We start from the raw sequence: 24,336 nt of genomic DNA, 5'->3' as shown, positions 1-24,336 counted from the left end.
GCGAGGACTCGAGGCTCAGCTCGAGTAGAGGTCGGTGCGCCGGTCAGCCAGAGGCTGGTTGAACGGGTTCTCCCGGCGCTGCCGACGGGTGCCGATGAGGTCGACCTCGGCCAGCACCAGCTCTTCGCGGTCGCGGCTCGCGGGCTCGGCCAACGGCCAGCCGTCAGGGCCCACGAGCACGGACCGCCCGACGAACTCCTGCCCGCGCTCGACGCCGATCCGGCTGATGCCGGCGACGAAGAACTGGTTGCTGTGTGCGCCCGTCATGCACATCAGGTGCGCCATCGCCGGCCCGGTGTCGGGCTGCCCGGGCACGGGCACCCAGTTCGACGGCAGCACGAGAAGATCCGCACCTTGTACGGCCGCGCTGCGGAACATCTCGGGGAACCAGGCGTCGTAACAGATGCCGACGCCGATGCGCCCCAGCGGGGTGTCGAACACCGGGAAGCCGGCCGTGTTCGGGTCGTAGATGCGTTTCTCGTCGTTCCACAGGTGGGCCTTGCGGTACGTGCCCAGGTGGCCGTCCGGCCCGAGCACCACCGCGGAGTTGTAGACCCGGTCCCCGTCGAGCTCGGTCAGGCCGCCGACGATCCAGATCCCCAGCTCCGCCGCGAGCGCGGCCCAACCGGTGCTCGTGGGGCCGTCGGGTATCGGCTCCGCGTACTTCGCCGCCTCCGCCCGGTCCTCGAACACGTAGCCGGCCGAGGACGCCTCGGGCAGGACGACGAGCCGGGCCCCCTCGGCCGCGGCCCGCCGGATCCAGGCCGACGAGGCCGCGAGGTTGCCCTCGACGTCACCGAGGACCGGTTCCCACTGCACGCCGGCCAGGACGAAGCCGGTCACCAGTTCGCCCGGACGGCCGTGTACTTGATGTTCAGGTACTCGTCGATGCCGACCCGGCCGCCCTCGCGGCCGAGGCCGGACTGCTTCACCCCGCCGAACGGCGCCGCCGGGTTGGAGATGACGCCCTGGTTGAGACCGACCATGCCGCTCTCGAGGCGTTCGCTGACGCGCAGGCCGCGGCCCAGGTTCTCGGTGAAGACGTAGGAGGCGAGGCCGTACTCGGAGGCGTTGGCCAGGCCGACCGCCTCGTCCTCGGCGTCGAAGACCACGATCGGGGCCACCGGGCCGAAGATCTCCTCGCGGACCGTCCGGGCGTCGCCGGGCACGTCGGCCAGGACCGTCGGGGCGAAGAAGTAGCCGTCGCCGCCGACGGCCGCTCCCCCGGTCACGACCCGGGCGCCGGCCGCGGTCGCGTCGGAGACCAGCTCGCCGACCGACTTCACGGCGTTGCCGTCGATGAGCGGGCCCACCTCGGTCGCGGGGTCGAGCCCGTGGCCGACGCGCAGGCGGCCCAGGCGCTCGGCCAGGCCGCTGACGAACCGCTCCGCGACGGAGCGCTGGACATAGAAGCGGTTGGCGGCGGTACAGGCCTCGCCGACGTTGCGCATCTTGGCCTGGACGGCCCCCTCGATGGCGAGGTCGAGATCGGCGTCGTCGAAGACCAGGAACGGCGCGTTGCCACCGAGCTCCATGGACGTGCGCAGCACCCGCCGGGCGGCCTGGCCCAGCAGGGTCCGGCCCACCTCGGTCGAGCCGGTGAACGACACCTTGCGCAGCCGCGGATCGTCGAGCAGCGCCGAGCTGGCCTCGCCCGAGCGGGCCGTGGTGAACACGTTGACCACGCCCCGCGGGACGCCGGCCTCCTCAAGGATCGCCACCAGCGCCAGCATCGACAGCGGGGTCTGCTTGGCCGGCTTCACCACGACCGTGCAGCCGGCCGCGAGCGCGGGGCCGATCTTGCGGGTGCCCATCGCCATCGGGAAGTTCCACGGGGTGATGAGCAGACACGGGCCGACCGGCTGGCGCATGAGCAGCACCCGGGAGCCACCGGCCGGGGCCGGCAGGTAGCCGCCGTCGATGCGGACGGCCTCCTCGGCGAACCAGCGGAAGAACTCCGCCGCGTAGCTGACCTCGGCCTGCGACTCGGCGAAGGCCTTGCCCATCTCCAGGGTCATCAGCCCGGCCAGGTCGTCGCGGCGCTCGACCATCAGCTCGAACGCCCGGCGCAGCGCCTCGCCGCGCTCGCGCGGTGCCGTGGCGGCCCAGGCGTGCTGGGCCCGGTCGGCGGCGGCCAGGGCGTCGAGCGCATCGGCGACGGATGCGTCGGCGACCTCCGCGATCACCGAGCCGGTCGCCGGGTCCTCGACCGCCAGAGCCTTGCCGCCCTGGGCCGCCCGCCACTCGCCGTCGATGTACAGGCCCTTCGGCACCCGGCCGGCCGCCGCCGTCGCCGCGGCCAGCGCCTCGTCAAATGAGGCCATTGCTTCCTCCTCCACCGGCCGGTCGTCCCCGGTCCGGTCCATCGCCGGCGTTACAGCCGGCCTAGCCCACTGGGCAGCTCGATGTCGGTATTGCTGAGCAGCTCGCTGAGTTGCCGGGCGGCCTTCATGACCGACTCCGCCACCTCGTCGATCCGTTCGCGGGTGAGCCGGTAGGTGGGGCCGCCGATCCAGACCGCGTACGGCGTGGTGCCCCGGATTCGCACCGGCGCCGCCACGGAGGCCGCGCCGACCTCGAGCTCGTCGTAGGCGAACGCGAACCCGCGGGCGCGGACCGCCGCCAGCGAGCCCATGAACGAGTCCAGGTCGCCGACCTCCGGCGGCGCGGACGCGGCGAACTCCTCGGCGAAGTCGGCGCGGACCTCGGCCGGGTCGAGCGCGGCCAGCAGCACCTTGCCGGTGGACGTGGCCCACACGGGCTGCGTCCGCGGCACGGGCTTGAGGGTCTGGCCGATGAGCGAGGGTCCCGGCACCTGGGCCACGACCATCACCTTCGGGGCGAGCAGGACGTCGAAGCCCGCCGTCTCCCGGGTCTCCTCCGCCAGGCCGCGCAGGACGTCACGCATGTGGCCATAGGCACCGCCGCCGTCGAGCAGGCCGCCCACGATGGACAGCAGGCCGAGGGAGACGCGGTAGCGCCGTGTCACCGGGTCGAGGGTCAGCCAGCTCTCCCGCTCCAGCACGGTCAGCACCCGGTAGCAGGTCGCCTTCGGAATGCCCGCCTCGCGCGCGACCTCGCTGAGGCCGACGCCCTCGGGGTGGGCGGCCACCGCGCGCAGCAGCCAGATGGTGCGCCGGACCAGGCCGGCTTCACCAGATGCCATCGAGTTCCTCCCGTTATCCGCATGCCATCGTCAGCGGCAATTCTTTTCGATGCCATCCTGGCAGGCGCGGCGGGCCGCCACGGTGCCGGACGAGGCCGTACCCCCGTCCGGCACCCCCGCGGCTACTTGCCGCCCTCGGTGATCGTCGGCGTCTCGGGCTTGTAGGAGCTGCCCACGACGTCCGCGCCGGCCGCCTTGAGCTCCTCGCGGGCCTTGTCGGACAGGTCGGTGCGGAACGCGCTGCTGTCCGGCTTGTTCTTGAGCACGCCGCCCTTGATCGCGATGTCGATGGTGGAGTCCCACGACTTCTGGTCCATCGCCCCGATGCCGTTCGGCGACGGCCAGACCAGCTTGTTGACCTCGGTGAGCATCCAGGTCTGGTGACCGGCGCCCAGCGCGCTGCCGTGGTTGAGCACGATGTCGACGCAGCCCTTGAGGTCGTCGCGGCAGGCGGCCCAGCCCTGGTACGACGCCTTGAGGAACTTCACCGCGGTGTCCTGGTTGGCCTGGTCCTTGAGCCAGTCCCCGCGGCTGTAGATGCCGTCCTCGAGGCTGGTGTAGCCGGCGTCCTGCAGGCTGATCGCGGTGAAGTCCGACTGCTGGTACAGCTTGCCGGTCTTCGGGTTCTTGGTCTCCAGCAGCTGGGCGTACTCGTTGTACGTCTTCGCCTGTGCGCTGTCGACCTCGCGCTTGAGCAGCAGCGACATGTCGAACGGCTGCTGGATGATCTGGGTGTCCTTGGTCGGCTCGACGCCCGCGCCGCGCATCGCCGCGTACTGCACCAGCTCGTTGCCGTAGCCCCAGCTGCCGGTCTTCTTGCCCTTGAGGTCGGCGAGGGTCTTGATGCCCGAGTCGGCCCAGGCGACCTGCAGGTACGCGCCGCGCTGGAAGACCTGGCCGATGTTGACGAGGTCGGCGCCCTGCTCGCGGGTCGCCATCGTCTTGGTGACGTGGCTGACCGCGAACTCGGCATTGCCGGAGGAGAGGACCTGCTGGGGGACGATGTTGACGCCGCCCTCCTGGATGGTCACGTCCAGGCACGCCGCGTCGTAGAAGCCCTTGTCCTTCGCCGCGTAGTAGCCGGCGAACTGGGCCTGGGCGACCCACTGGAGCACGACGCGGACCTTGGTCTTCGACTGGCAGTCCTTGCCGGCGTCGGACGCGGCCTGCGTGCCGCTGTCGGACATGCCGCCACAGCCGGTCGCGAGCAGCGCGGTGGCGGTGAGGGCGCTCAGACCGGCTGCCAACCGGCCCGGCCGTCTACGAAGGAACATGGTGACTCCAAAGCAGAGAAGAGTTTGGGGGCTTCTGAGGGGGTGTGGCGCCTACGGGTTCTCGTCGTGCAGCGAGGAGTGCCAGGGCATGAGGAGGCGCTCCAGCAGCGAGACGACGCCGAACATGGCCAGGCCGAGCACGCTCGCCACGAGGATTCCGGCCCAGGCGTAGTCGAACCGGGGCAGCGACGCCTGCGAGGCGATGTAGACGCCGAGTGCGTTGCTCGGGCCGCCGAAGTACTCGGTCACGATCACGCCGATGACGGCGAGGGTGGAGCCGAGCTTCAACGCGTTGAACAGGAAGGGCAGCGCGTTGGGCAGTCGCAGCATCAGCGCCACGTGCCGGGGCTTGGCCGCCAGCGACTGCATGAGCTCCAGGTGCAGGGGTGAGACCTGGAGCAGGCCCCGGGTCGTGTTGACCAGAACGGGGAAGAACACCATCACGGCGGCGACGCCGGCCTTGGAGACCAGGCTGGTGACGCCGAACCAGTTGTTGAAGATCGGGGCCAGGGCCACGATCGGAGCGCAGTTGATGATGACGGCCACGGTGAGCACGGGCCCGGACATGCTCGGGAACCGGCTCAGCACCAGCGCCAGCACGACGCCCCAGACCACGCCCATGAGCAGGCCGAGCAGGACCGCCTCGACGGTGATCCGGGAGGCCGACATGATCGTGCCGAACTGGCCGGCGAACGCGGACAGGATCGCGGTCGGCGTCGGGAGGATGAACGACGGGACGTCGAACACGATGACGGCGAGCTGCCACGCGCCGAGAATCACCAGGGCGGTGACGACGACCGGTAGGACGCGGCCGAGCTGGGCCCGCAGCCGGGACGGCTGGACGGCCTGGGTGACGGCCATCAGGCAGCCTGCTCAGCGAGCTCGCTGTGCAGGGCCGTGCGGGCCTCGGTCACCTTGGCGAAGAACGCTTCGGTGCTACGGGTGGCCGAGGTCCTCGGGTACGGCAGGTCCACGTCGATGCTCGCGGCGATCCGGCCCGGGCGGGCCGACATGACGACGATCCGCGAGGAGAGGAAGACCGCCTCGGAGATGCTGTGCGTGACGAACACGACCGTGGTCCGGGTGTCGGCCCAGATCCGCAGCAGCTCGCCCTGCAGCCGCTCCCGGTTCATCTCGTCCAGCGCGCCCAGCGGCTCGTCCATGAACAGGATCGCGGGGTCGGCGGAGAGCGCGCGGGCGATCGCCACCCGCTGCTGCATGCCGCCGGAGAGCTGCCACGGGAAGTGCTTGGCGAACTCGGAGAGCCGGACGAGCTCCAGCATCTCCTGCGCCTTCGCCCGGCGGGCCTGCTTGCCGGCCCCGGCGACCTGTAGCGGCAGCTCCACGTTGCGCTGGACGCTGCGCCAGTCGAACAGGCCGGCCTGCTGGAAGACCATCCCGTAATCACGGTCGGTCCGCGCGGCGCGGGGCGTCTTGCCGTTGAGCGTCACCGTGCCGCTGGTCGGCTCGGTGAGGTCGGCCAGCACGCGCAGCAGGGTGCTCTTGCCGCAGCCGCTCGGGCCGAGCAGCGACACGAACTCGCCGCGCTCGATCGTCAGGTCGATGTTCTGAAGCGCGGTCACCGAGCGCTTGCCGCCGCTGTTGAACTCTTTGTTGACTCCGCGGACGGAGATGATGGCGGGCTCAGTCATCAGCTACTCCAGGCAATTGTGAGGTTCGGTGCGGTCTTGCCCCACGGGCGTCGGGATGTCTGGCGGGAGAAACGATCCGCAGGTGAGGCGGTCCGAGCCAAAGGCTTCTGCTTGTGCTCACGCATGGCGGTGTCGCAGCGCGAAGCGCTCGATCAGGCCCAGCAGCTGCACGAAGACGATGCCGGCGACCGCCGAGACGAGGACAGCGGCGTAGAGCTTCTCGGGGCCGTTCGAGTAGTAGTAGGCGAAGGTCAGGATCGACCGGCCGATGCCGCGGCCGGTGCCGGCGGACAGCTCGCCGACGATGGCGCCCACGACGCTCGCCGTGGCTGCCAGCCGGAGCCCGGAGAACACGAACGGCAGCGACGCTGGGATGCGCAGCCACCACAGCACCTGGCGGCGCTTGGCCCCGACGCTGTGCATGAGCTCCAGGTGCACCTTCTGCGGCGACTTCAGCCCGCGCAGGGTGTTGATGGTGACCGGGAAGAAGGCCAGGTAGGCGGCGATGCCGGTGACGGCGATCCATGGCGGGGCGCCGGCCTTGCCGCCCCAGATCACGATCATCGGGGCGATGGCCACCAGCGGCACCGTCTGGGAGGCCACCAGCCACGGCATCAGGCCCTTGCTGACCGGGACGACGTTGAGGAACACGATCGCCAGCAGCAGGCCGAGCACGGAGCCGGCGACGAGGCCGTAGAGGGCCTCGCGCAGCGTCACCGTCGTCTCGCCGATCAGGTATGCGGCCAGGGTCGTCGGGTCGCCGCGGCGGGCCGGCTCGACCAGCGAGCCCACGATCGCCGAGAGGTGGGGCATCGACAGGTCGTCGGTGGCCACCGGGAAGCCGATCCGGGTGCCGGGAATGACGTCGTCGAACGCCTGGCCCAGCGCCTTGTAACCCTCCCAGAGCCCGGCCAGCACCGCGAGGACGCCGATCGAGCCGACGATGTTGATGACGTGCTTCTTCACGTTAGGTCCGCGAAGGGACCGACCCTGCGCCAGCTGCTGCCGCCCGCGCTGGGCGCGCCCCGTCTCGGCCGACGGCGGCGGCGGAACGATCTTTGTCGCGGTCATGTGCAGGCACTCTCCGAAACCTCTCGGGAGCCGTCGTCCGGCGGTAGTGTTTCACTCAGTGAACCGTTGGATCGGATCACTGAGTGAACTGGTGGTTCACGATAGAGCCGTGACTCAGGCCACGTCAATGCATCCGGCAACGCGGATCTCACGCGCTTCGGCGGACCTTCCTACCGTGGGTGACCTGCGAGTTTCCGCCTGGTGCGGACGTGTTTCGCGTCGGCCGTTCGGCTGGGCCGGGGATCGGCCGAGGGGGTGCCGTTCTTCGGCCGGGGCACCTTTGGGGCCACCGAGGTCAGTGCGACGGGGTCGCGGGCCGGCCGGTGTGGGGGCGCCGCGGGCCGGCCGGTGGGGCGATGGGGCGATGGGGCCACGTCCTCCCCCGGGCTGCCGGTTGGATGACCGTGGCGACGCGCCCGGTGCTGTCGTAGCAGATCTGCGTGTCGACCGGGGTCACCGACAGTCCGGTGCTGCCGGCCGGGCAGGCGACAGCGGTGCCGGCCGGGGTGCCGACGGCGACAGCGGCGTCTGCGAGCGCGTCGCGGATGTCGGCGAGGCGGTTGTCACGCCGGCGGCGCCTGGTAGTAGCCCGGCGCCGTGCGGGTGAACATCGCCGTCTGCCCGGAGGCCCCCTGGAGCACGACCTGGCTGCCTTCGTCGTCAGCGTGCACCCATTGCGCGGTGGCCGGGTTGGCCAGCAGGCTCCAGCCCGGCGGCACACCGGTCCAGGTCGGCGTGAGCCCCGCTGGACACCACCCATTCGGAGGTAGTGCCCGGGTCGGTGATGGGGTCGAACCCCCCAACCTTCCGATTACAAGTCGGTGGACTACGCGTTACTCGAGACCATCGACTTCGTGTGGGCAGACACGCATGAGGCAGTCGCAACAATCGCGGTGCTCGCCATGAAGCCGACTCGACCGTCCAGGTAACCCTGAGTGCTCGCGGTGAAGCGCCCGAGCGGCGGAGCACTACCTCCGGTTCAGGGGACTCGAACCCCTGAACCCTCGATGCGAACAAAGCCAGTCGGTGGAGATCCGCCCCCCGCTGCAGGTGTCACGCCAGTTCAGCGGCATCCCGCAGCGGCGTCCGACATCGGCGAACCGCACCCGACAGGGGGCGTCCCCGGCAGAACCGTCAACCAGCCGGACACGCCGTGCGACACCCATCTCAAGCACCTTCTCAGGGACTCGACGTCCGGGAAGCCCAGCCACTGGGCCTCCCCGGAGCAATCCTTCATTGGTGGATGTATTCCTACTCCCACCAGACATCGAAACCGCCGGGAAGCCGTTCTTTCAAGCACGCCGAATGGGTGTACATCTCCTGCTTGGGGCGCAGGTCCGACAGTCTGGCCAGTCGCACTCGCATCGCATTTTCATCTTCTTCAAGAAGGATGATTTTATAACAGAAGAACCGTCCCGGCTAAGGCACTGCTCGGGCCTGGCGGCCCTCCCAGCGCGGGCCTTCACCCCCGGCCTGAAGGCCGGAGCACTGGCCCGCATTCCGGTAGCACCGCGCGCCGTCTGTCCACCGGGCGGCCAGCAGGTCCCTGATCGCCACATCGTCCATCGCACGTCCTCGCCAGCGGTTGTCCCGGCTCCAGGTACCTGACGGAGCGAGCGGCTCCCCGCGCCTGGATGCGGGGAGCCACTCGGGTCGTTTCAGTCCACGGCGACGCCGTACAACTGGCCGTCCTGGTCACCGACGAGCAGCGTTCCGTCGACCACCACCGGCGGGCTGTAGCAGTACGCCGTGGTGGTCAGTTGCAGGCGGGCCCGGATCGCCCCGTTGGCCACGTCGACGCCGACCAGCAGTCCCGTCGTGCCGGGCACCCAGGCGACGCCGTTGTGCACCGCCGCGCCGGTGTTGACCGGGCGGGCGACCAGGTCCGCGGTCCACCGCGCCTGGCCGGTGGACGGGTCCACCCGGGCGGCGGTGCGCGCCCCGTCGTCGAACATCAGCAGGTCACCGCCGGCGAGTTGCGCCTTCGGGGCATAGATGAACGAGCCGGCCCGCGACCAGCGCTGTTCGCCGGTGGCGGGGTCCAGCGCGAACGCGTTGGCCACTGTGGACACCAGGACCAGGCCGTTGGGCAGGACCATCAGGGTGTCTGCCCAGGGGCCGTAGATGAGGCGGCTGTAGGCGGTGGTGCGGGTGTTGGTGGAGGACTCCCACAGCACCGCACCGGTGCGGGCGTCGTGCGCGTACGCGTAGCCGAGGCCGCCACCCGCGTACACCCGGGTGCCGTCGCTCGCCGCGCGCCCCGTGAACATGCCCTGTCCGGACACGGTCCACACCGGGGCGCCTGTCGCCGCGTCGATGGCGTGCCGTGCCTCGCCCGCGCCGAAGATCACCACGTGGCGGCCGCCGATCGTGGTCACGAGCGGACTGCCGAGCACCGGGGCTCCCGCGTCGTACATGAACCGCGTTCTGCCGCTGGCCGGGTCGAGCGCGTACAAGTGGTGATCATCCGACGGCAGGTAGACGGTTCGGCCGTCGGGTGCGAACGCCGGCCGGCCGTGCACCGGCCCGATCCGGGTCTGCCAGCGGCGCCCCAGCTTGGCACGGCTGGGCCGCGCCCCGATCACGGTGCCGTCGACCGTCGCGGCGACCAGCAGGCCGTCGCCGGCCGCCAGCCCGGCCTGCACCGGGGCGCCGAGCTGTTCGTGCCAGCGCAGCCTCCGGTCGGCGTCGGGCAGGGTGAAGGTGCGGTTCTGCTCGTACCAGGCGCCCTCCGGGTTGGTGACCCGGACCGTCATCCGGTGCTCGCCGGGTGGTAGCGCGGCGATGTCCAGGGTGCCGGCATAGCCGCGGCCGGAGGCGTCCCCGGGCAGGTCACGCCACTGGCCGGCGTCCTTCAGCCCGTACGTGTGCTGGGGAAACAGCTGTGCCTGCACGCTGGCCGCGCGGGCATGAGGGTTGAGGCGCACCGACACCGCCAGCGCGGCACCGGACTGGGCGAGCCGCACCGACTGCGGTCGTTCCTCGACCGCCGTGCGGGGGCCGGCGAGCGGGATCTCCAGCACCGGCCGCGACACCGGGGCGCCGTCGGCGCCTCGCTGCACGGCGGTCACCGTCAGCATCGGGCCCGCCGTGCTGACCACCCGCTCCACCCAGTAGTAGATCGGCGTACCACGGGTGTCGTCGACGGCCAGCTGGGTCAGGCCGTTGAACCGCTGCACCTCCTCGGTGTGGATGTGCCCGGCGAAGATCGCCCGCACGTTGTAGCGGTCCAGCAGCTCCAGCAGTCGTTCCTGGTCGCTGACGTAGTAGTTGTCGCCGCCGAACGGGAAGTGGCAGAGCAGAATGATCGGCACACCCGGCCGCACCCGGTCCAGGTCCCGGGTGAGCCAGCTGATGCCCGACTCGCCGAACCCGCCCGGTTCCTGCAGCAGGTGGCTGGGGTCCAGGGCGACGAAGTGCATTCCGGCGAAGTCGAAGGAGTAGCGGCGGGGTCCGAAGAGCGCGCCGTAGCGCTCGCCGGCGGTACTGTCCCACCGCCAGTCGTGGTTGCCCGGCACGTACCGGATTCGCGGCCGCAGGGCGACCGGGACGGTCGACAGGTACGTGTCGTACTCCTCCGCCGAACCGTGCTCGACGATGTCCCCGACGTGGCAGACGAGCTGCGGGTCCGCTGCGGCGATCTGCTGGTACACCCAGCCCACCCACTCGGTGCGCTCAGGCAGGGAGACGTCGATCTGGGTGTCGCCGAGGAGCGCGAAACCGGACGGTGCCGGCGGTGCCGCGGTGCCCGGCGAGCCGCTCGCGATGACGCCGGTGGCCGCTCCGACGAGCGCACCGGCTCCGAGGGTGAGCAGGCGGCGCCGATCCACCGGGAACTGTACGTGCGGGGAGGCCGGCTGGGACGTCACGGTGTGGTCCTTCCGCTCACTTGACACGGATCGACTCTGTCAGGACGCGCCCCTGGCTGCCGGACGGCGGTTCGATACCGAGCAGGGCCGCCATCGTCGGGGCGAGGTCGACGTGCCGGGGCGACTGGGGCGGCGTGTTCGGCCGCACGCCGGCGCCGGCGAGCACCAGTGGCACGGAGAGCGTCTCGGTCAGGCCGTGCACTCCGCGCGGCCCGGCCGGTGTCGCGCCCAGCGACCATCCGGACTCCGGCTCGATGACCAGCTCGCCGAACTTGGGGCTCATGTGCATGGCGCGCTGCGCGTCCTTGCCGTACACCGCGCGCACGTGCGGGAGGGTGAGGAGCGCGGCCTTGATCCGCTCGGCGGCGGCCGGGTCGTTGGCGGCGTCCCCGACCAGGTGGAGGCTGCCGACGCCACCGATGACGATCACCGCATCCGTGTCAGCGGCCGGCGACTGGCCGGCGTTGAGGATCTGTGCCTTGTAGCCCGCGCCGGCGATGGCGGCGAGCATCGCGGTGTCGGTGCCCTGGGTGAACGTGGACATGCCGTGGTCACCGGTGATGACGAACGTCGTACGACCGTAGATGTCGGCGTCCTTGACGGCATCCACCAGCCGGCCGATCTGCGCGTCGATCTGCCGCAGGGCGTCCGGGATGCCGGGGGCGATGTCGCCGTCGGCGTGCCCGAGCGCGTCGAGCACGTCGCAGTAGACCGCGATCAGGTCGGGAATCTTCGGTGCGGTGACCAGCTTTCCGCCGCTGCTCACCGGCTTGCCGCCGAGCACCGCGACGGCGTCGTCGACCCGACGGGGGCAGTCCCCGCCCGGCTGGGTGTAAATGCCGTCGGGGTCGCCGAACGCCGTGCCGTAGTTCTGGACGACGAACCACTGCGAGGACAGCACCGTGCCGCCCTGCGCACGGATCGCCTGCGCGATGGTCGGCACGGCCAGGTCCCGCTGCTGGCCGACGGCCACCCCCGTCGCGGGGTTGTACCAGTAGGCCGTGTTCTGGTGCGCCTCCGGCCAGGCGCCGGTCGCGATGGACGACCACGACGGGTTGGTGATGGAGGGCATCACGCCGGTGGAGGTGGTGAGGGTGCCCCGGGTCAGCAGGTGCTGGAGGTTCGGCATCGGGACTTTGTCGAGGTATTCGACGTCGAAGCCGTCCAACGCGAGCAGCACGATGTGGTCGGACGGCGCCGGTCGGTGGGCTCCGGCCGCCGGGCCGGCGGCGAAGGCCGGCGACGGGCTGAGGCTGCCGGCGAGCGCAAGGCAGAGGCTGGACGCGAGCAGGCCGACGGCACGCGACCGGGCTCGAACTCTATGTAGGGCGGCGGTCGCAAACAGTGGTTTGGTCCGGTGGATCATGATGCCCTCTCCTCGGTGACGAGACTGTCGAGAATTGCCAGGAGTCTCGACACGGGCGATGCAGACTGTCAACGATTGGCAATGCAGCGCAAGAATCCCACGACCGAGAGCGCTCTCATGCTGGTTATCGGCCATCCCGCGGACACTCCGCCCCCCGTCACGCGCGTGATGCCACCGGCTCCATTCCTGACGGCCTAGAGGTCCGCATCCGCCGGATCGCGCCCGAGCGCACCGTCGATCGAGATCGGCGGCAGGACCTTCCCCGCCCGCTTGACGGAACGCAGTGCGATCGCCACGTCGGCGTGCTGGAGGCCGGGCAGCTGACCGATGGTGGCGGACAGGAAGTCGTACAGCGCCCGGTCGCTCTCCAGCGCGACCTCGCCGCAGAGGTTCCGGTCGCCGGTGGTCGCGGCGATCATGAGCACGGCGGGATGGGCGGCGAGCAGTGCACCCGCCTGGCCGAGTTGCGTCGGGTTGACGTTGAGTGAGATGAACGCGTTCACCGGAAGCCCGACAACGCTGGGCTCGACGACGGTCCGCATTCGCAGCAGGCCGGCCGCCATCATCGCCTCGGTGCGCCGCCGGACGGTGGCCGGCGTCGCGCCGCACCGATCGGCCAGCGGCTGCCAACCCAGGCGGCCGTCCACCGCGAGGCTGGCGATGATCATCTCGTCGAGCGGGCTCAGCCGCGGCGGAGCGTCGACGGGCGCCTGCTCGTCCCACCGGTCGATCCGTTGCGACCGCAGCCGGTCGACCACGTCCGCCGGCAGGAGGCTCGGGTTCCAGTTGTGCGGCGTGGAGAACCTGCGGATCACCTGGTTGCTCCAGACGGCGAGGACGCCGTCGAGGCCGGGCAACTGCTCGAACATCACCTGGAGCAGGTGCTCGTTGGAGGCATAGGACACCTCGGCCACGCAGTCGACGCTGCCGGTGACCAGCTTGACCGACCCGCTCTCCTGCCACCGGGCCAGATGATCGGCCGACCGGTTGGCGGCGTCCGGGCGGCAGCGCAGCCGGACGAAGAGCGATCGTGCCCGGCGGGTCGTCTCGTTGTCCATGACCCCGATGACCCGCACCGCGCCGCTGCGCAGCAGCCGGGGAACCCGCCGGGAGACGGTCGCCTCGGAGGTGAAGACCGCCTCGCTGATCTGCGCGTGAGTGGCGCGGGGATGGGCGAGCAGCGCGCCGATGACCCGCCGGTCGAGTTCGTCCAAGGATCCGCTGTTCCCATCAGACAGGTGGCGTTGCATGCTGGATTCTTGCACTTCAGCCCTCGTTGTTGACAGTCTTCCTCGTAGATTCGCAGACTGTCGCTCACGATCCCGCTATATGGAGGGAGGCGGAACGATGGGCCGGGTCCGTGACGACGTCCCGAGTGCCGCACCCGGCGGGCCGGCCGAGGCGCAGGTCCCGCCGGTGCCCTCCGGCGCCGGGATCCGGGCTGGTGCCCCGCTGTGCGACGCCGGCCTCGTGGACGTGGCCGCCACCATCAGCCCCCTGCTCGGCGCGCAGCCGCCGTCGACCTCGGTCGGCAACGTCATGCGCGGCGTCATCGAGCGGCACTGAGTACGAACAGATCGAGGAGATATCGAACATGGCCCACGCGATCAGGCGCTGGACCGTGGCGGCAGCTGCCGCTACGGCCGCGCTCACCTTACTCGCCGCCTGCGGCGGGTCCGCTGATCCAGAGTCGAAGAAGGCCGACGAGATCACCTTCTGGACGCCGCAGACGACCCCGGACCGGGTCGCGGCGCAGGAGGCGATCGCGGCCAAGTTCAAGGAGAAGACCGGCATCGCCGTGAAGGTCGTCCCGCTGAGCGAGGCCGACCAGCGGCAGGCGCTGGTGACGGGCGCGGCGTCCGGGAAGGTACCCGACGTCATGCTGCACAGCGCCGCGACGACGGCCAACTGGCGGTCGCAGGGGCTGCTGGACACGAAGGCCGCCAAGCAGGTCGTCGACGACCTCGGTGCCGGCACGTTCAACAAGAACGCCCTGCAGTCGTTCAGCCAGGACGGCGAGCTCGGCGCGGTGCCGAGCGACGGCTGGGTGCACCTGCTGGTCTACCGCAAGGATCTGTTCCAGGCCGCCGGGGTCGCGGCGCCCACCAATCTCGAGGAACTGGCGAAGGCCGCCACCGAGATGAAGAAGACCGGGGTGACCGGCATCGCCCTCGGCACGCAGTCCAGCACCCCCTCGGGCACCGAGGCCGTCTACTCGATCTGGCAGAGCGCCGGGTGTGAACTCGTGAAGGACGGCAAGGTCGCGATCGACTCGCCGGAGTGCACCCGGGCGGCCGAACTGTTCAAGGTGCTGCGCGACTCGAGCGTGCAGGGAGACTTCGACGTGACCAGCGCGCGAGCGGCCTACCTCGCCGGGAAGTCCTCGATGCTGCTCTTCTCCACCCACATCCTCGACGAGCTGGCCGGCCTGGACAAGGCGAACCCGGCGACCTGCCCGCAGTGCAAGGACGACCCGGCGTTCCTCGCGAAGAACTCCGGCTTCATCACTGTGCTGGACCGCGACCACCCGGCGCAGTACGGCGCGACGCTCGGCTACGGCATCCCGCGGGGTGCCCACACCAACGAGGCGAAGTCGTTCATCAAGTACGTGCTGGACGAGGGCTACAAGGACACGCTCGCCTCGGCGACCGAGGGGCGGATCCCGCTGCGCAACGGGACGTCGAGCGAGCCGAACGCCTACATCGAGGCGTGGGCCAAGCTCGGCATCGGGCCCGAGCGGAAGAGCTCCGTCACCGAGCTGTACGGCCCGGAGATGGTCACCGCGATCCGTGACGGCATCAACGCCGTGCACCTGTGGGGCATGGGGACGAAAGACTCGGCCCTCGCGGGCGCGGTCACCTCGCAGGGGGCGCTCGCGGAATTCCTCGACCGTCTCTACAACGGCACGCCGCCCGCGCAGGTGACCAAGGACATGGCCGAGCGGGTCAAGAAGATCCAAGCGGAACTGTGAGTACTCCGACGACCCGGGTCTCCCGCTGGGAACGGCTCAGCCGTGCCCAGCGGGAGAACCTCAACGGCCAGTTACTCACCGGCCCGTCGCTGGTGCTGATCACCCTGGTCATCCTGATCCCGTTCGTCCTGTCCGTGGTCTTCTCGTTCTCCGACATACGGCTGATCGACATCCCGCGGTTGTCGCCATCCTCCGTCGAGTGGACCCTCGACAACTACCGGGACGCCATGGGGTCGGACGCGTTCTGGGGCGCGCTGTGGACCACCATCGCCTACTCGGCGCTGACCACGATCGGGGCCGTCGGCGTCGGCCTCGCCCTCGCCTTTGCCCTGCGCCGCCCCTTCCGGGGTCGGGGCCTGGTCCGGGTACTGCTGCTGATCCCGTACGTGCTGCCGGTCATCGCTTCGGCGATGATCTGGCGGACGATGCTCAACCCGCAGTACGGCATCGTCAACGCGTTCGGTCAGGAGTACCTCGGCTGGGACACTCCGATCGGCTTTCTCAGCACCACCTCGATGGACCTGGCGGGCCTGCCGGTGCCGGTGTCCCTGCTGGTCGTCGTCTGCTTCGAGGTCTGGAAGTCGTTCCCGCTCGCCTTCCTCTTCGTCACCGCCCGCCTGCAGAGCGTTCCCGGTGCGATCGAGGAGGCGGGGGCGCTGGACGGCGCGTCCGGCTGGCAGAGCCTGCGCCACATCGTCCTTCCGCAACTGCGGGGAGTGGTCCTGCTCCTGGTACTGCTGCGGTTCATCTGGTCGTTCCAGAGCTTCAACGACATCTACCTGCTGACCGGGGGCGCGGGGGGCACTCAGGTCATGGCGATCAAGGTCTACACCCAGCTGATCAACCGGGCCGACATCGGTGGCGCCGCCGCCTACGGAATGTTGATGTCGGTGATCCTCTGCGTGCTGCTCGCCGGATACGTGCTGCTCTCCAGGCGGAAGGAGACGATGTGAGTTCACCGATGCGCTCCTCCCGCCCGGTCGCCGCCCTGCGGTGGGCGTTCATCATCGTCGCGCTCATGTGCAGCGTCGGGCCGGTGCTCTACGGCGTGCTGCTCTCACTGCGCCCGTACTCCGCCGTGCTGCTGGACCCGCTCGACGTCGTGCCCGGGCTGTCCGAGATCGACCTGTCCAGCTACACCACAGCCATGAAGGACCCGTCGGCGGGAGGCTTCGGGCTCGGCCGGTTCGTGATCAACTCGTTGCTGGTCGCCGTCGCCGCCGTCGTACTGTCGATCATCGGGTGCGTCTTCGGGGCGTACGCGGTGGCGCGCCTGCGGTACCGGGGGCGCCGGTTCACGAGCGCGATCATCCTCGCCGTGTACCTGTTCCCAGGCATCGTGATCGCGGTGCCGGAGTTCGTCATCCTGAGCCGGATGGGCCTGACCGGATCGCTGTACGGACTGCTCATCATCTACGTCGCCGCCACGATCCCGGTCGCGCTGTACATGATGCGCAACTACTTCCTCGCCCTGCCGGAGAGCGTCGAGGAGGCGGCCCTGCTCGACGGGTGCTCGTTGCCGACGATGCTGCGCAAGGTCGTCCTGCCGATCGCGCTGCCCGGTGTCATGGCGACCGCCATCTACGTCTTCATGATCGCGTGGAACGAGTACTTCTACGCGTTGCTCTTCCTGGTCCAGGACCGTTCGCTGTGGACGGCACCGCTCGGTCTCGCCCAGCTCACCGACCAGCAGGTGCCGGTGACCGTGCTCCTGGCCGGTTCCATCGCGGTGACCGCACCGGTCATCGCCATCTTCTTCCTCGCTCAGCGCTACATCGTCGCCGGCCTGACCTCGGGAGCGGACCGATGAACCCAGAAAGGTTGATGATCGACGTGACGGCCCCCGTGTCATCGGGAACAGGTCCAGTGCGACTCCTCGTGCTCGGTGCGGGAGGTCGCGGCGCGCACGCGTACGCCCAGTGGTGCCTGGAGCACCCGGACGAGGGCCGGGTCGTCGCGGTCGCCGACCCCGACGCGGAGCGCCGCGACCGCGTGGGCGACGCCCATGCCGTTCCGGCCACCCAGCGGTACACCGACTGGCGCCAGGCGCTGGCGACACCCGGCCCATGGGACGCGGTCATCGTCGCGACCCCGGACCGCGATCACGTCGATCCCACCCTGCGGGCCCTCGAACTGGGTTACCACGTCCTGCTCGAGAAGCCCATCGCGCCGACGCCCGAGGAGTTGCGGAGACTGACGGCCGCCGCCGACGGCAGCCCCGGCACGGTCACCGTCGCCCACGTGCTCCGCTACACCCCGTTCTTCCGCACCCTGCGCCGCCTGCTCGACGAAGGCCGGATCGGCGAACTCCAGGGCATCTCCCACGTCGAGAACATCGCCTACTGGCACTTCGCGCACAGCTACGTCCGCGGCAACTGGCACCGCGCGGACAGGTCGAGCCCGATGCTGCTAGCCAAGGCGTGCCACGACATCGACATCCTCCGGTGGCTGGTCGGGGCACCGATCACCGCGGTCGCCTCGTTCGGCGAACGCCGTCACTTCCGGGTCGAACGCGCGCCGAAGGGGTCGACGGAGCGCTGCGTCGACGGCTGCGCCGTCGCCGACACCTGCCCGTACAACGCCGAACGCCTCTACGTCGAGCAACTCGCCGGCATCAACGGCCCGCCGGTCACCGTCGTCACGAACGACACGAGTCCGGCAGGCCGCCAGCGTGCCCTGCGACTGACCGACTACGGACGGTGCGTCTACCGGATGGACAACGACGTCGTCGACCACCAGACGACCGCACTGCGGTTCGGTAACGGCGTCACCGCGTCGCTGGTGGTCTCCGCGTTCACCGCCGAGAACACCCGGACGCTCGTCATGATGGGCAGCCACGGGCAGATCAGCGCCGACATGCGCTCCGGGCGGATCACGGTCACGCCCTTCCTGGAGGCGCCACCCCACGTGGACGGGCAACGACCCGACTCGACGCTGGAGGTCGGTGCCGGATCGCCCGGCATCGTCGACGAGGTCATCGAGGCCTTCACCGGACACGGCGGCGGGGACGCCGGGCTGATGAGCGACTTCACCGGACGGGTCCGGGGACGGCTCGCCGGTGCGGACGTCGGGGCGGCCCCGACCTCGCTGGAGGAGAGCATGGAGAGCCACTTCGTCGCCTTCGCCGCCGAGCGATCCCGGCTGAACCGCACCCTCGAGGAGGTGTGAGCGTTGGATACGGTTCGAGCCCTTGCGGCCCGCGTGGCCGGCGGCGACGTGCGGGTCGAGACGATTCCGGCGGGCGCTGACGCCGCCGCCGGCGAGTACGAGTGCCGTGACGGCGTACTGACCCTGCGCGGCTCGGACCCCGTCGCCGCGGCGTCCGCGTTCGCTCAGTACCTGAAGGCGGTCACCGGCCGCCAGGTGACCTGGGACCAGCCGAGGCTCCAGCCGCCGCTGGAGTCATGGCCCGCGGCCCCGCGGACCCGGCTGGCGAGCCCGTTCCCGATCCGCTACTACCTCAACGCGGTGACCTACGGCTACTCCTCGGCGTTCTGGGACTGGGACCGCTGGGAGCGGGAGATCGACTGGATGGCGCTGCACGGTGTCACCCACCCGCTCATGCAGGTGGGGCACGAGGCGGTGCTGGCGGAGATGTTCCGGCGGGCCGGGCTCGACCAGGCCCGGATCGACGAGTGGATCGGCAGCGCGGCGCACTTCCCGTGGACGTGGATGGGCAACACCAACTCGTTCGGCGGGCCGCTGCCGTCGACCTGGGTCAGCCGGCACGTCGAGCTGGCGCAGCGGATCCTCGAACGGCAGCGCTCGCTGGGCATGACGCCGGTCCTGCCGATGTTCGGCGGACATGTACCGCCGGAACTGGCCGGCCCGTCGGACGGCGAGCTCGAGTGGCAGGGCTGGCGCACCCGGATCCTCGGCCCCGGCAGCGAGCGGTACCGCTCGCTGGCCGCGCAGTTCATGAGCGTCCAACGGGAGCTGTTCGGCACCGACCACCACTACGCCGTCGATCCGTACATCGAGTCGGTGCCGCCGTCCGGTGACCCCGACTACCTGGAGTCCGCGGGCCGGGCCGTCTACCGGGCGATGGCCGACAACGACCCGGCGGCGACCTGGGTGCTCGCCGGCTGGCCGTTCCACTACCACCGCGACTTCTGGCGCCCGGAGCGGGTCCGCGCGTACCTCGCCGGCGTGCCGGAGGAGCGGCTCGTCCTGCTCGACCTGTGGGGTGAGCACGCACCCATGTGGCGCCGAGACGGCATGTTCGAGCGGCGTTGGGTGTGGTGCGCGGTGCACAACTTCGGCGGTCGCTTCGCGCTCTTCGGCGACCTGCGTGGCCTGCGCCGCGATGTCGAGGAACTGCGGCGCACCCGGCCGGCCCGGCTCACCGGGATCGGCCTCGCGCCGGAGGCGATCGAGAACAACACCGTCTTCTACGAGCTGGCCACCGACCTCGCCTGGGGCACCGCGGAGGTCGACGAGTGGCTGGACTCGTTCGCGCGGCAGCGCTACGTTTCCGGGCACGACGATGTCGTCGAGGCCTGGCGGCTGCTGGCGGACACGCTCTACGGGCCGGGCCGCACCCGGTCGATCCCGTCGCCGGTCATCGCCCGGCCGTGGTCGACCGGAACGCCCTTCGCCGCGCAGCGTCTGGCCGGGGAGTTCGTCCCGCGGGAAGCGGAGCCGCAGCGGCAGTCGGCGAACATCGACGCCGAGAACGACCCGATGGTGCTCGGCGCCCTGCCGCGGATCGCCGCCGCCACGCGGCTGCTCCTGCGGCGGGCGGCGGACGCGGGGGCTCGGGAACCGCTGGAGCGGGACGTCGCCGATCTGGTCGGTCATGTGGTGGCGCAGGGGTGCCGGGTGCACATCCGCGGCATGATGGCGGCCTTCGCGAAGGGCGACCGGGACGGGATCCTCGAGCACCTGGCCCGGTTCCGGGTGGACCTGCTCGACCTCGACGAACTCGCCGGCACCCGCTCGGACTCGCGCGTCGGCCGGTGGATCGCCGACGCCCGCGCGTGGGGCGGGTCGCCGGCCGAGGCCGACGTCATGGAGCGGGACGCTCGAAGCCTCGTCTCCGTCTGGGGGCACCAGACGAGCGGGCTGCACGACTACTCCGGACGCCACTGGGCCGGGCTGATCCGGGACTACTACCTGCCTCGGTGGGAGTTGTGGGCGACCTGGTTGGCGCGGGCGGCGACGGCGGGGGAATCGCCGGACGTCGACGACCTGCGGGCCCGCGTCGTCGCGCACGAGGAGGCCTGGCGCAGGGCGGTCGGGGGCTATTCCGCCGTACCGGAGGGGGACACCCTCGAGGTGGCGGCCCGGATCCTCGACCGGCTCGGTTACTGACCCGCGACGGTGCTCGAGGGAGCACATCGTGGCTGCGCACGGCGTGTCGCGCGGCCACGATGTGTCTCCCCCGGCAGCGTCAGGAACGGGCTCGGCCGGGCGGCCGGCGTCACCGCGCGGCGAGCGCCGGCTCGGGTGCCGCGTGCATCCGCCGGTCGACGATCAGCACCAGCGCCGCGGCGGCCACCGCGGCCGTCGCCAGTACGAGCCAGAACGGCACGTCACCGCCGACCAGGAACACCGCGATCGACGGGCCGATGGTGTTGCCGACCTGGAACACCGCCCACGCCGCGCCGGACGAGCGGCCGAGCGTGCCCTTCGGCGCGATCCGCTCGACGATGGTGTAGAACGCCGGGCTGTACGCGCACTCCCCCAGCGCGAACGTGACCATCATGACCACCAGGAGCGCGACCCGGGGGCCGCCGGTGAGCGCTCCGGCGGTGTAGCCCACCAGCCAGGCCACCGCCCGCACCTTCCCCATGGCGATCAGGGCCCGCGTCTTGTGCGCCCGCTCCACCCAGCGCGACACCGGCAACTACCCGATCAGGACCACGGCCGTGGCGACGGCGTAGAGACCGCCGACCAGCGCGGTCGAGCCGGCCAGTTCGGTGCGGAGCATCAGCGGTACGCCGCTCTCCACCTGGGCCAAGGCCGCGGCCATGCGGTTCGCGGACGTGTTTCCGGTAGGGCCACGTGCCCGCCGGGTGGTCGGGCCTGAACCTCAACGTCCACCGATCCAGCTCATGTCCGGCCATGGTCCGAATTCAAACTCCTCGATGATCCGGATCAGGGTGGGCATGACCTGTTCGCCGCCGGGTCCATCGTCGAGTTGGGCGGACACCTCGATGCCGTCGGGCAGCACCAGGAAGAGCTGTCCCATCGCCGGCACCTGCCAGCCGCTCCAGTCGCGGATGCGGACCGGTTCGCTGGTGAACGTGTTCGCCAGGCGCATCTCGGCGCTGGTCCCCATGCTGATGATGAGCTGCCGTCCGCCGGTGCCGCTCATCCTCACATCCTGGACCCAGTCGGTGCCTGCAAATCCGTGTGCCAGCCGCCAGGGCGCGGCAGCAAGGTCGAGCGGCAGCCAGCCGAAGCGCGGGCCGACCGAGGTGACTCCCGGATCCGGCCGCAGTGAGCGCGCGACCCGGACGGCCAGGTTCTGTTGGGCGTCCGCGCCATCATCGGTGTGTACGCTGATCAACAGCTGCGGCTGGCCAGGCGGCTGCCAGGTGAGGAACGTGCCGAGAGTCTGATCGCCGACCTGGACGAGCCGACCCGACACTCCATTGACGTCGATCGTTGTCAGTGGACCGTTCGGCCGGTCGGGATCGAGCGATGAGTGCCAGCCGACCATCAACGAGATCCCCTGGCTCATGTCGCCTGTCTGCCAGCCCCGCGAGACCACGGGTGCCTGCGTCCCATCCACGACGACGCCACGTTGCCCTTCGCCGTACCCACGGGGCAGCCATGTCGGACGGAAGCGCAGGGGAACCTCCAGCCAGCCGCCGCCGGGACCGGCGTACAGCACCGGAAACCTCGACTCCGGCGGCCGGGTGAAGCGCCACACTCCAGCCGCCGCGACGCCGGTGGCGGCCGCGACCGTACCGGCGCCGGCGAGCCGCAGGACCAGCCGGCGCTGGCGGTGCCGGCGCGCGCGGACGGCCAGCGAAGCGTGGATCCGCTCCGGTGGTGGGGCCTCGTCGGCGAGGGCGGCGAAGGCGCTTCGGATGGCATCGGCGTCGATCATTGGTCCTCCAGTACTGGTTGCGTCGCCGCCATCTCACGCAGTTTGGCCAGCGCACGCGACGCTTGACTACGCACCGTCCCCTCGGTGCAGTCCAGTAACGCGGCAATGTCGGCGTCGGACATGTCCTCGTAGAAGCGCAGCGCGATCACGAGGCGCTGACGGACCGGGAGGGTACGGATCACCTGCAGGATCGCCTCACGCAGCACGATCACGTCGACGTCATTCTGGGCCGGTGCCGGCCATTGGGCCCGTTCCCGGCGGAGGGCGGCAGCTACCCGCCGCCGGGCGGACAGCAGCTCATTCACGATCATCTTGCGCAGGTACGCGTCCGGTGCGTCCAACTCGCAGATCCGCGCCCACTTCGGCTGCGCCTTGATGAGGACGTCCTGGACGACATCCTCAGCCACGTGCGGATCGCCGGCCAGCACCGTCGCCTGCCGCAGCAGCGCCGGCAACCGCGCCGCCACGTACTCCTCGAATGTCAACTCGCCTCCCTGCTCACCCCTAACACGAAGCTGCGCGCCACCCGTGTTGCACGACAAGGCGGAATCATCACGGCCTACGGCCGACCCTCGCCCGTCAGCGTCAACGGTCCAACTTGAGGCAGGACCAAGGAGGAGGTTCCGATGCTCTACGAGAGCCCTGCTGACTTTTGCACCAAGTACGCCAAAGCGCACAGCCACGACAAGACCGATGGATTCGGCATGGAGGCCGAGGTCACCGGCAAGCTGCTGCGCAACCGGCACCGGCCCTACGAGGTGCCGATCAGCTACCGCGCCCGCACCCGCGAAGAAGGCAAGAAGATCACCTGGAAGGACGGCGTCGAAGCGCTGTGGATCCTCTCCCGCAAGCGCGTCCGCAAGCCGTCACACAAGTGCTGGGCCGCATAGCTGAGCCGCCTATCATCGGCGGACGGCCCGCTGAACCGACGCCACCAACCACGCCCCGGGCCTCTCCCGCACCCCGGCTCCTTCCCGGCGCTCCTCCCCGATGATGGCGGCCAGGTCCTGGACCGGCCCGATCAACGCGCCGCACCCGGCCGCGTCAGCGCGCCGGGACTGCAGGTCGCCGAGCCACACCTCAAGCCCGGGCAGCTGTTCACCAGGACAGCGGCGCTGCACCAACCATGGTCAGGCGACCCGTTCCCGGTCACCGACACCGAACGCAACTGGAACCTTCACGGACGACACGGAGCCAGACTCCACGCACCTCAGCGACGCCGACATGCTGCACCTGGACGATCTCGGACTCCCGGAACTCCTCGCGCTATTGGACAAGTAGGATTTCGCTCAACCGTCACGGCGGGCGACGAAAGCGTGCGTCAGGGTGCGGGAGAGCAATCGACCGGCTTCATCGGCGGTTCTGCGCCCGACCAGGACTTCCTCGTTGGCGGCGCGACCGAGCCCATGGATCATCGCGTACATCCACTCGGGGGACAGATCGGTGCGGAGTTCGCCCCTCCCGGCGGCTTCGGTCAGCCACATCAGCAGCGGCTCATTGGCGTCGGGGCGGCGCAGCGGCGCCTCGGCGCCCCGGTCGGGACGGTTATCGAGAAACCGGTAGCGTTCGCCGACCCGGATGATCCCGGGGCCGAGGCGATCGAAGACCGCCGCGGCGGTGGCGTCCGGTGTGATCGCGGTCGCGACAACGGCTCTCTCCTCCTCGACGACGAAGTCGATGAGCACCTGGATGAGGTGTTCGCGCGTCGGAAAATGTCGATAGACGGTAATGCGCGCCACGCCGGACTCCTCGGCGATCCGGCGCATGCTCGCCTCCGGGTCGGTCGCAAGGATCCGGATCGCCGCGGCGATCACCGCGTCCCGGTTGCGCCGGGCGTCCAACCGCCGGTCGGGTTCAGTCACGTTGAGGTCACTAGCGTCGCCCACTCGATAAATGGTACAACGTGT

At 70.4% G+C, this 24,336-nt stretch carries 21 protein-coding genes and 1 pseudogene; 7 read left to right on the top strand and 15 right to left on the bottom strand.

The annotated features are described in order from the left end of the window. Positions 1–15 precede the first annotated feature (15 nt). From ABZ321_RS21510 to ABZ321_RS21465, 10 genes are all read right to left on the bottom strand, one after another. Complete coding sequence (locus ABZ321_RS21510) at positions 16–843, bottom strand: nitrilase family protein (protein WP_354893728.1); 828 nt, start codon at positions 841–843, stop codon at positions 16–18. After that, positions 840–2,324, bottom strand: a complete 1,485-nt coding sequence (locus ABZ321_RS21505) for an NAD-dependent succinate-semialdehyde dehydrogenase (RefSeq protein WP_354893725.1) — start codon at positions 2,322–2,324, stop codon at positions 840–842. The genes ABZ321_RS21510 and ABZ321_RS21505 overlap by 4 nt, the downstream gene beginning before the upstream one ends. 50 nt (positions 2,325–2,374) lie before the next feature. Next, positions 2,375–3,166, bottom strand: coding sequence for an IclR family transcriptional regulator (locus ABZ321_RS21500; RefSeq protein WP_354893722.1), 792 nt, complete (start codon positions 3,164–3,166; stop codon positions 2,375–2,377). Positions 3,167–3,288: 122 nt separating this feature from the next. Continuing rightward, positions 3,289–4,440, bottom strand: a complete 1,152-nt coding sequence (locus ABZ321_RS21495; protein ID WP_344513351.1) for an ABC transporter substrate-binding protein — start codon at positions 4,438–4,440, stop codon at positions 3,289–3,291. 51 nt (positions 4,441–4,491) lie between these two features. Continuing rightward, positions 4,492–5,301, bottom strand: coding sequence for an ABC transporter permease (locus tag ABZ321_RS21490; protein ID WP_344513353.1), 810 nt, complete (start codon positions 5,299–5,301; stop codon positions 4,492–4,494). Further along, the gene (locus ABZ321_RS21485; protein WP_344513355.1) at positions 5,301–6,092 is read right to left on the bottom strand and encodes an ABC transporter ATP-binding protein; all 792 of its coding nucleotides are present in this window, start codon (positions 6,090–6,092) and stop codon (positions 5,301–5,303) included. Before ABZ321_RS21485 ends, ABZ321_RS21490 begins: the two co-directional genes overlap by 1 nt. A 117-nt stretch (positions 6,093–6,209) precedes the next feature. After that, complete coding sequence (locus ABZ321_RS21480) at positions 6,210–7,058, bottom strand: ABC transporter permease subunit (protein WP_354893717.1); 849 nt, start codon at positions 7,056–7,058, stop codon at positions 6,210–6,212. A gap of 1,763 nt (positions 7,059–8,821) precedes the next feature. Beyond that, positions 8,822–11,032 (bottom strand): PQQ-binding-like beta-propeller repeat protein, encoded by a 2,211-nt coding sequence (locus ABZ321_RS21475; protein ID WP_354893715.1) that lies wholly within the window; start codon positions 11,030–11,032, stop codon positions 8,822–8,824. A gap of 16 nt (positions 11,033–11,048) precedes the next feature. After that, positions 11,049–12,398, bottom strand: a complete 1,350-nt coding sequence (locus tag ABZ321_RS21470) for an alkaline phosphatase family protein (protein ID WP_344513360.1) — start codon at positions 12,396–12,398, stop codon at positions 11,049–11,051. A 194-nt stretch (positions 12,399–12,592) separates the two neighbouring features. Beyond that, entirely contained in the window at positions 12,593–13,612 is a 1,020-nt protein-coding gene (locus ABZ321_RS21465) for an Lrp/AsnC family transcriptional regulator (protein WP_344513362.1), read from the bottom strand. Positions 13,613–13,745: 133 nt separating this feature from the next. On the opposite strand from ABZ321_RS21465, the gene ABZ321_RS21460 reads away from it, so the two are divergent. Genes ABZ321_RS21460 through ABZ321_RS21435 form a run of 6 tightly spaced genes read left to right on the top strand, consistent with a single transcriptional unit; the run spans position 13,746 to position 20,682 of the window. Then, a complete protein-coding gene (locus ABZ321_RS21460) occupies positions 13,746–13,964 on the top strand; it encodes a hypothetical protein (protein ID WP_344513364.1) in 219 nt (72 codons plus the stop codon). 28 nt (positions 13,965–13,992) lie between these two features. Further along, a complete protein-coding gene (locus ABZ321_RS21455; protein WP_344513366.1) occupies positions 13,993–15,369 on the top strand; it encodes an extracellular solute-binding protein in 1,377 nt (458 codons plus the stop codon). Then, positions 15,366–16,322: a sugar ABC transporter permease gene (locus tag ABZ321_RS21450; protein WP_344513368.1), complete on the top strand. Its 957-nt coding sequence runs from the start codon at positions 15,366–15,368 to the stop codon at positions 16,320–16,322. Before ABZ321_RS21455 ends, ABZ321_RS21450 begins: the two co-directional genes overlap by 4 nt. Continuing rightward, the gene (locus ABZ321_RS21445; RefSeq protein WP_344513370.1) at positions 16,319–17,179 is read left to right on the top strand and encodes a carbohydrate ABC transporter permease; all 861 of its coding nucleotides are present in this window, start codon (positions 16,319–16,321) and stop codon (positions 17,177–17,179) included. The genes ABZ321_RS21450 and ABZ321_RS21445 overlap by 4 nt, the downstream gene beginning before the upstream one ends. Positions 17,180–17,235: 56 nt before the next feature. Further along, positions 17,236–18,537, top strand: coding sequence for a Gfo/Idh/MocA family oxidoreductase (locus tag ABZ321_RS21440; RefSeq protein WP_354893709.1), 1,302 nt, complete (start codon positions 17,236–17,238; stop codon positions 18,535–18,537). A gap of 3 nt (positions 18,538–18,540) precedes the next feature. After that, entirely contained in the window at positions 18,541–20,682 is a 2,142-nt protein-coding gene (locus ABZ321_RS21435) for an alpha-N-acetylglucosaminidase TIM-barrel domain-containing protein (RefSeq protein WP_354893706.1), read from the top strand. A gap of 109 nt (positions 20,683–20,791) precedes the next feature. Here ABZ321_RS21435 and ABZ321_RS21430 read toward each other — a convergent pair whose 3' ends face one another. The 4 genes from ABZ321_RS21430 to ABZ321_RS21415 are packed head-to-tail and all read right to left on the bottom strand — an operon-like array spanning position 20,792 to position 22,914. After that, complete coding sequence (locus ABZ321_RS21430) at positions 20,792–21,211, bottom strand: MFS transporter (RefSeq protein WP_354893703.1); 420 nt, start codon at positions 21,209–21,211, stop codon at positions 20,792–20,794. 6 nt (positions 21,212–21,217) lie between these two features. Beyond that, positions 21,218–21,343, bottom strand: coding sequence for a hypothetical protein (locus ABZ321_RS21425; RefSeq protein ID WP_354893700.1), 126 nt, complete (start codon positions 21,341–21,343; stop codon positions 21,218–21,220). 60 nt (positions 21,344–21,403) lie between these two features. After that, entirely contained in the window at positions 21,404–22,429 is a 1,026-nt protein-coding gene (locus ABZ321_RS21420; protein ID WP_354893697.1) for a hypothetical protein, read from the bottom strand. Beyond that, on the bottom strand, positions 22,426–22,914 hold the full coding sequence (locus ABZ321_RS21415; RefSeq protein WP_344513377.1) for a SigE family RNA polymerase sigma factor: 489 nt from the start codon (positions 22,912–22,914) through the stop codon (positions 22,426–22,428). The genes ABZ321_RS21420 and ABZ321_RS21415 overlap by 4 nt, the downstream gene beginning before the upstream one ends. Positions 22,915–23,124: 210 nt before the next feature. Between ABZ321_RS21415 and ABZ321_RS21410 the strand changes: the two are divergent. Next, positions 23,125–23,319, top strand: a pseudogene (locus ABZ321_RS21410) (glycosyltransferase family 2 protein); the annotation flags it as partial. A gap of 399 nt (positions 23,320–23,718) precedes the next feature. Here ABZ321_RS21410 and ABZ321_RS21405 read toward each other — a convergent pair. Next, entirely contained in the window at positions 23,719–24,315 is a 597-nt protein-coding gene (locus ABZ321_RS21405) for a helix-turn-helix domain-containing protein (protein ID WP_354893693.1), read from the bottom strand. Positions 24,316–24,336 lie beyond the last annotated feature (21 nt).

Origin of the sequence: Dactylosporangium sp. NPDC006015 (assembly GCF_040614215.1) — a bacterium.
Lineage (GTDB): Bacteria > Actinomycetota > Actinomycetes > Mycobacteriales > Micromonosporaceae > Dactylosporangium > Dactylosporangium maewongense.
This window is presented reverse-complemented; position numbering and strand designations above follow the sequence as displayed.

Coding starts and splice junctions, on each gene's coding strand:
- ABZ321_RS21505 (WP_354893725.1), bottom strand. CDS start 2,324: ATGGCCTCATTTGACGAGGCGCTGGCCGCGGCGACGGCGGCGGCCGGC.
- ABZ321_RS21425 (WP_354893700.1), bottom strand. CDS start 21,343: ATGGCCGCGGCCTTGGCCCAGGTGGAGAGCGGCGTACCGCTGATGCTC.
- ABZ321_RS21485 (WP_344513355.1), bottom strand. CDS start 6,092: ATGACTGAGCCCGCCATCATCTCCGTCCGCGGAGTCAACAAAGAGTTC.
- ABZ321_RS21500 (WP_354893722.1), bottom strand. CDS start 3,166: ATGGCATCTGGTGAAGCCGGCCTGGTCCGGCGCACCATCTGGCTGCTG.
- ABZ321_RS21495 (WP_344513351.1), bottom strand. CDS start 4,440: ATGTTCCTTCGTAGACGGCCGGGCCGGTTGGCAGCCGGTCTGAGCGCC.
- ABZ321_RS21490 (WP_344513353.1), bottom strand. CDS start 5,301: ATGGCCGTCACCCAGGCCGTCCAGCCGTCCCGGCTGCGGGCCCAGCTC.
- ABZ321_RS21460 (WP_344513364.1), top strand. CDS start 13,746: ATGGGCCGGGTCCGTGACGACGTCCCGAGTGCCGCACCCGGCGGGCCG.
- ABZ321_RS21455 (WP_344513366.1), top strand. CDS start 13,993: ATGGCCCACGCGATCAGGCGCTGGACCGTGGCGGCAGCTGCCGCTACG.
- ABZ321_RS21470 (WP_344513360.1), bottom strand. CDS start 12,398: ATGATCCACCGGACCAAACCACTGTTTGCGACCGCCGCCCTACATAGA.
- ABZ321_RS21420 (WP_354893697.1), bottom strand. CDS start 22,429: ATGATCGACGCCGATGCCATCCGAAGCGCCTTCGCCGCCCTCGCCGAC.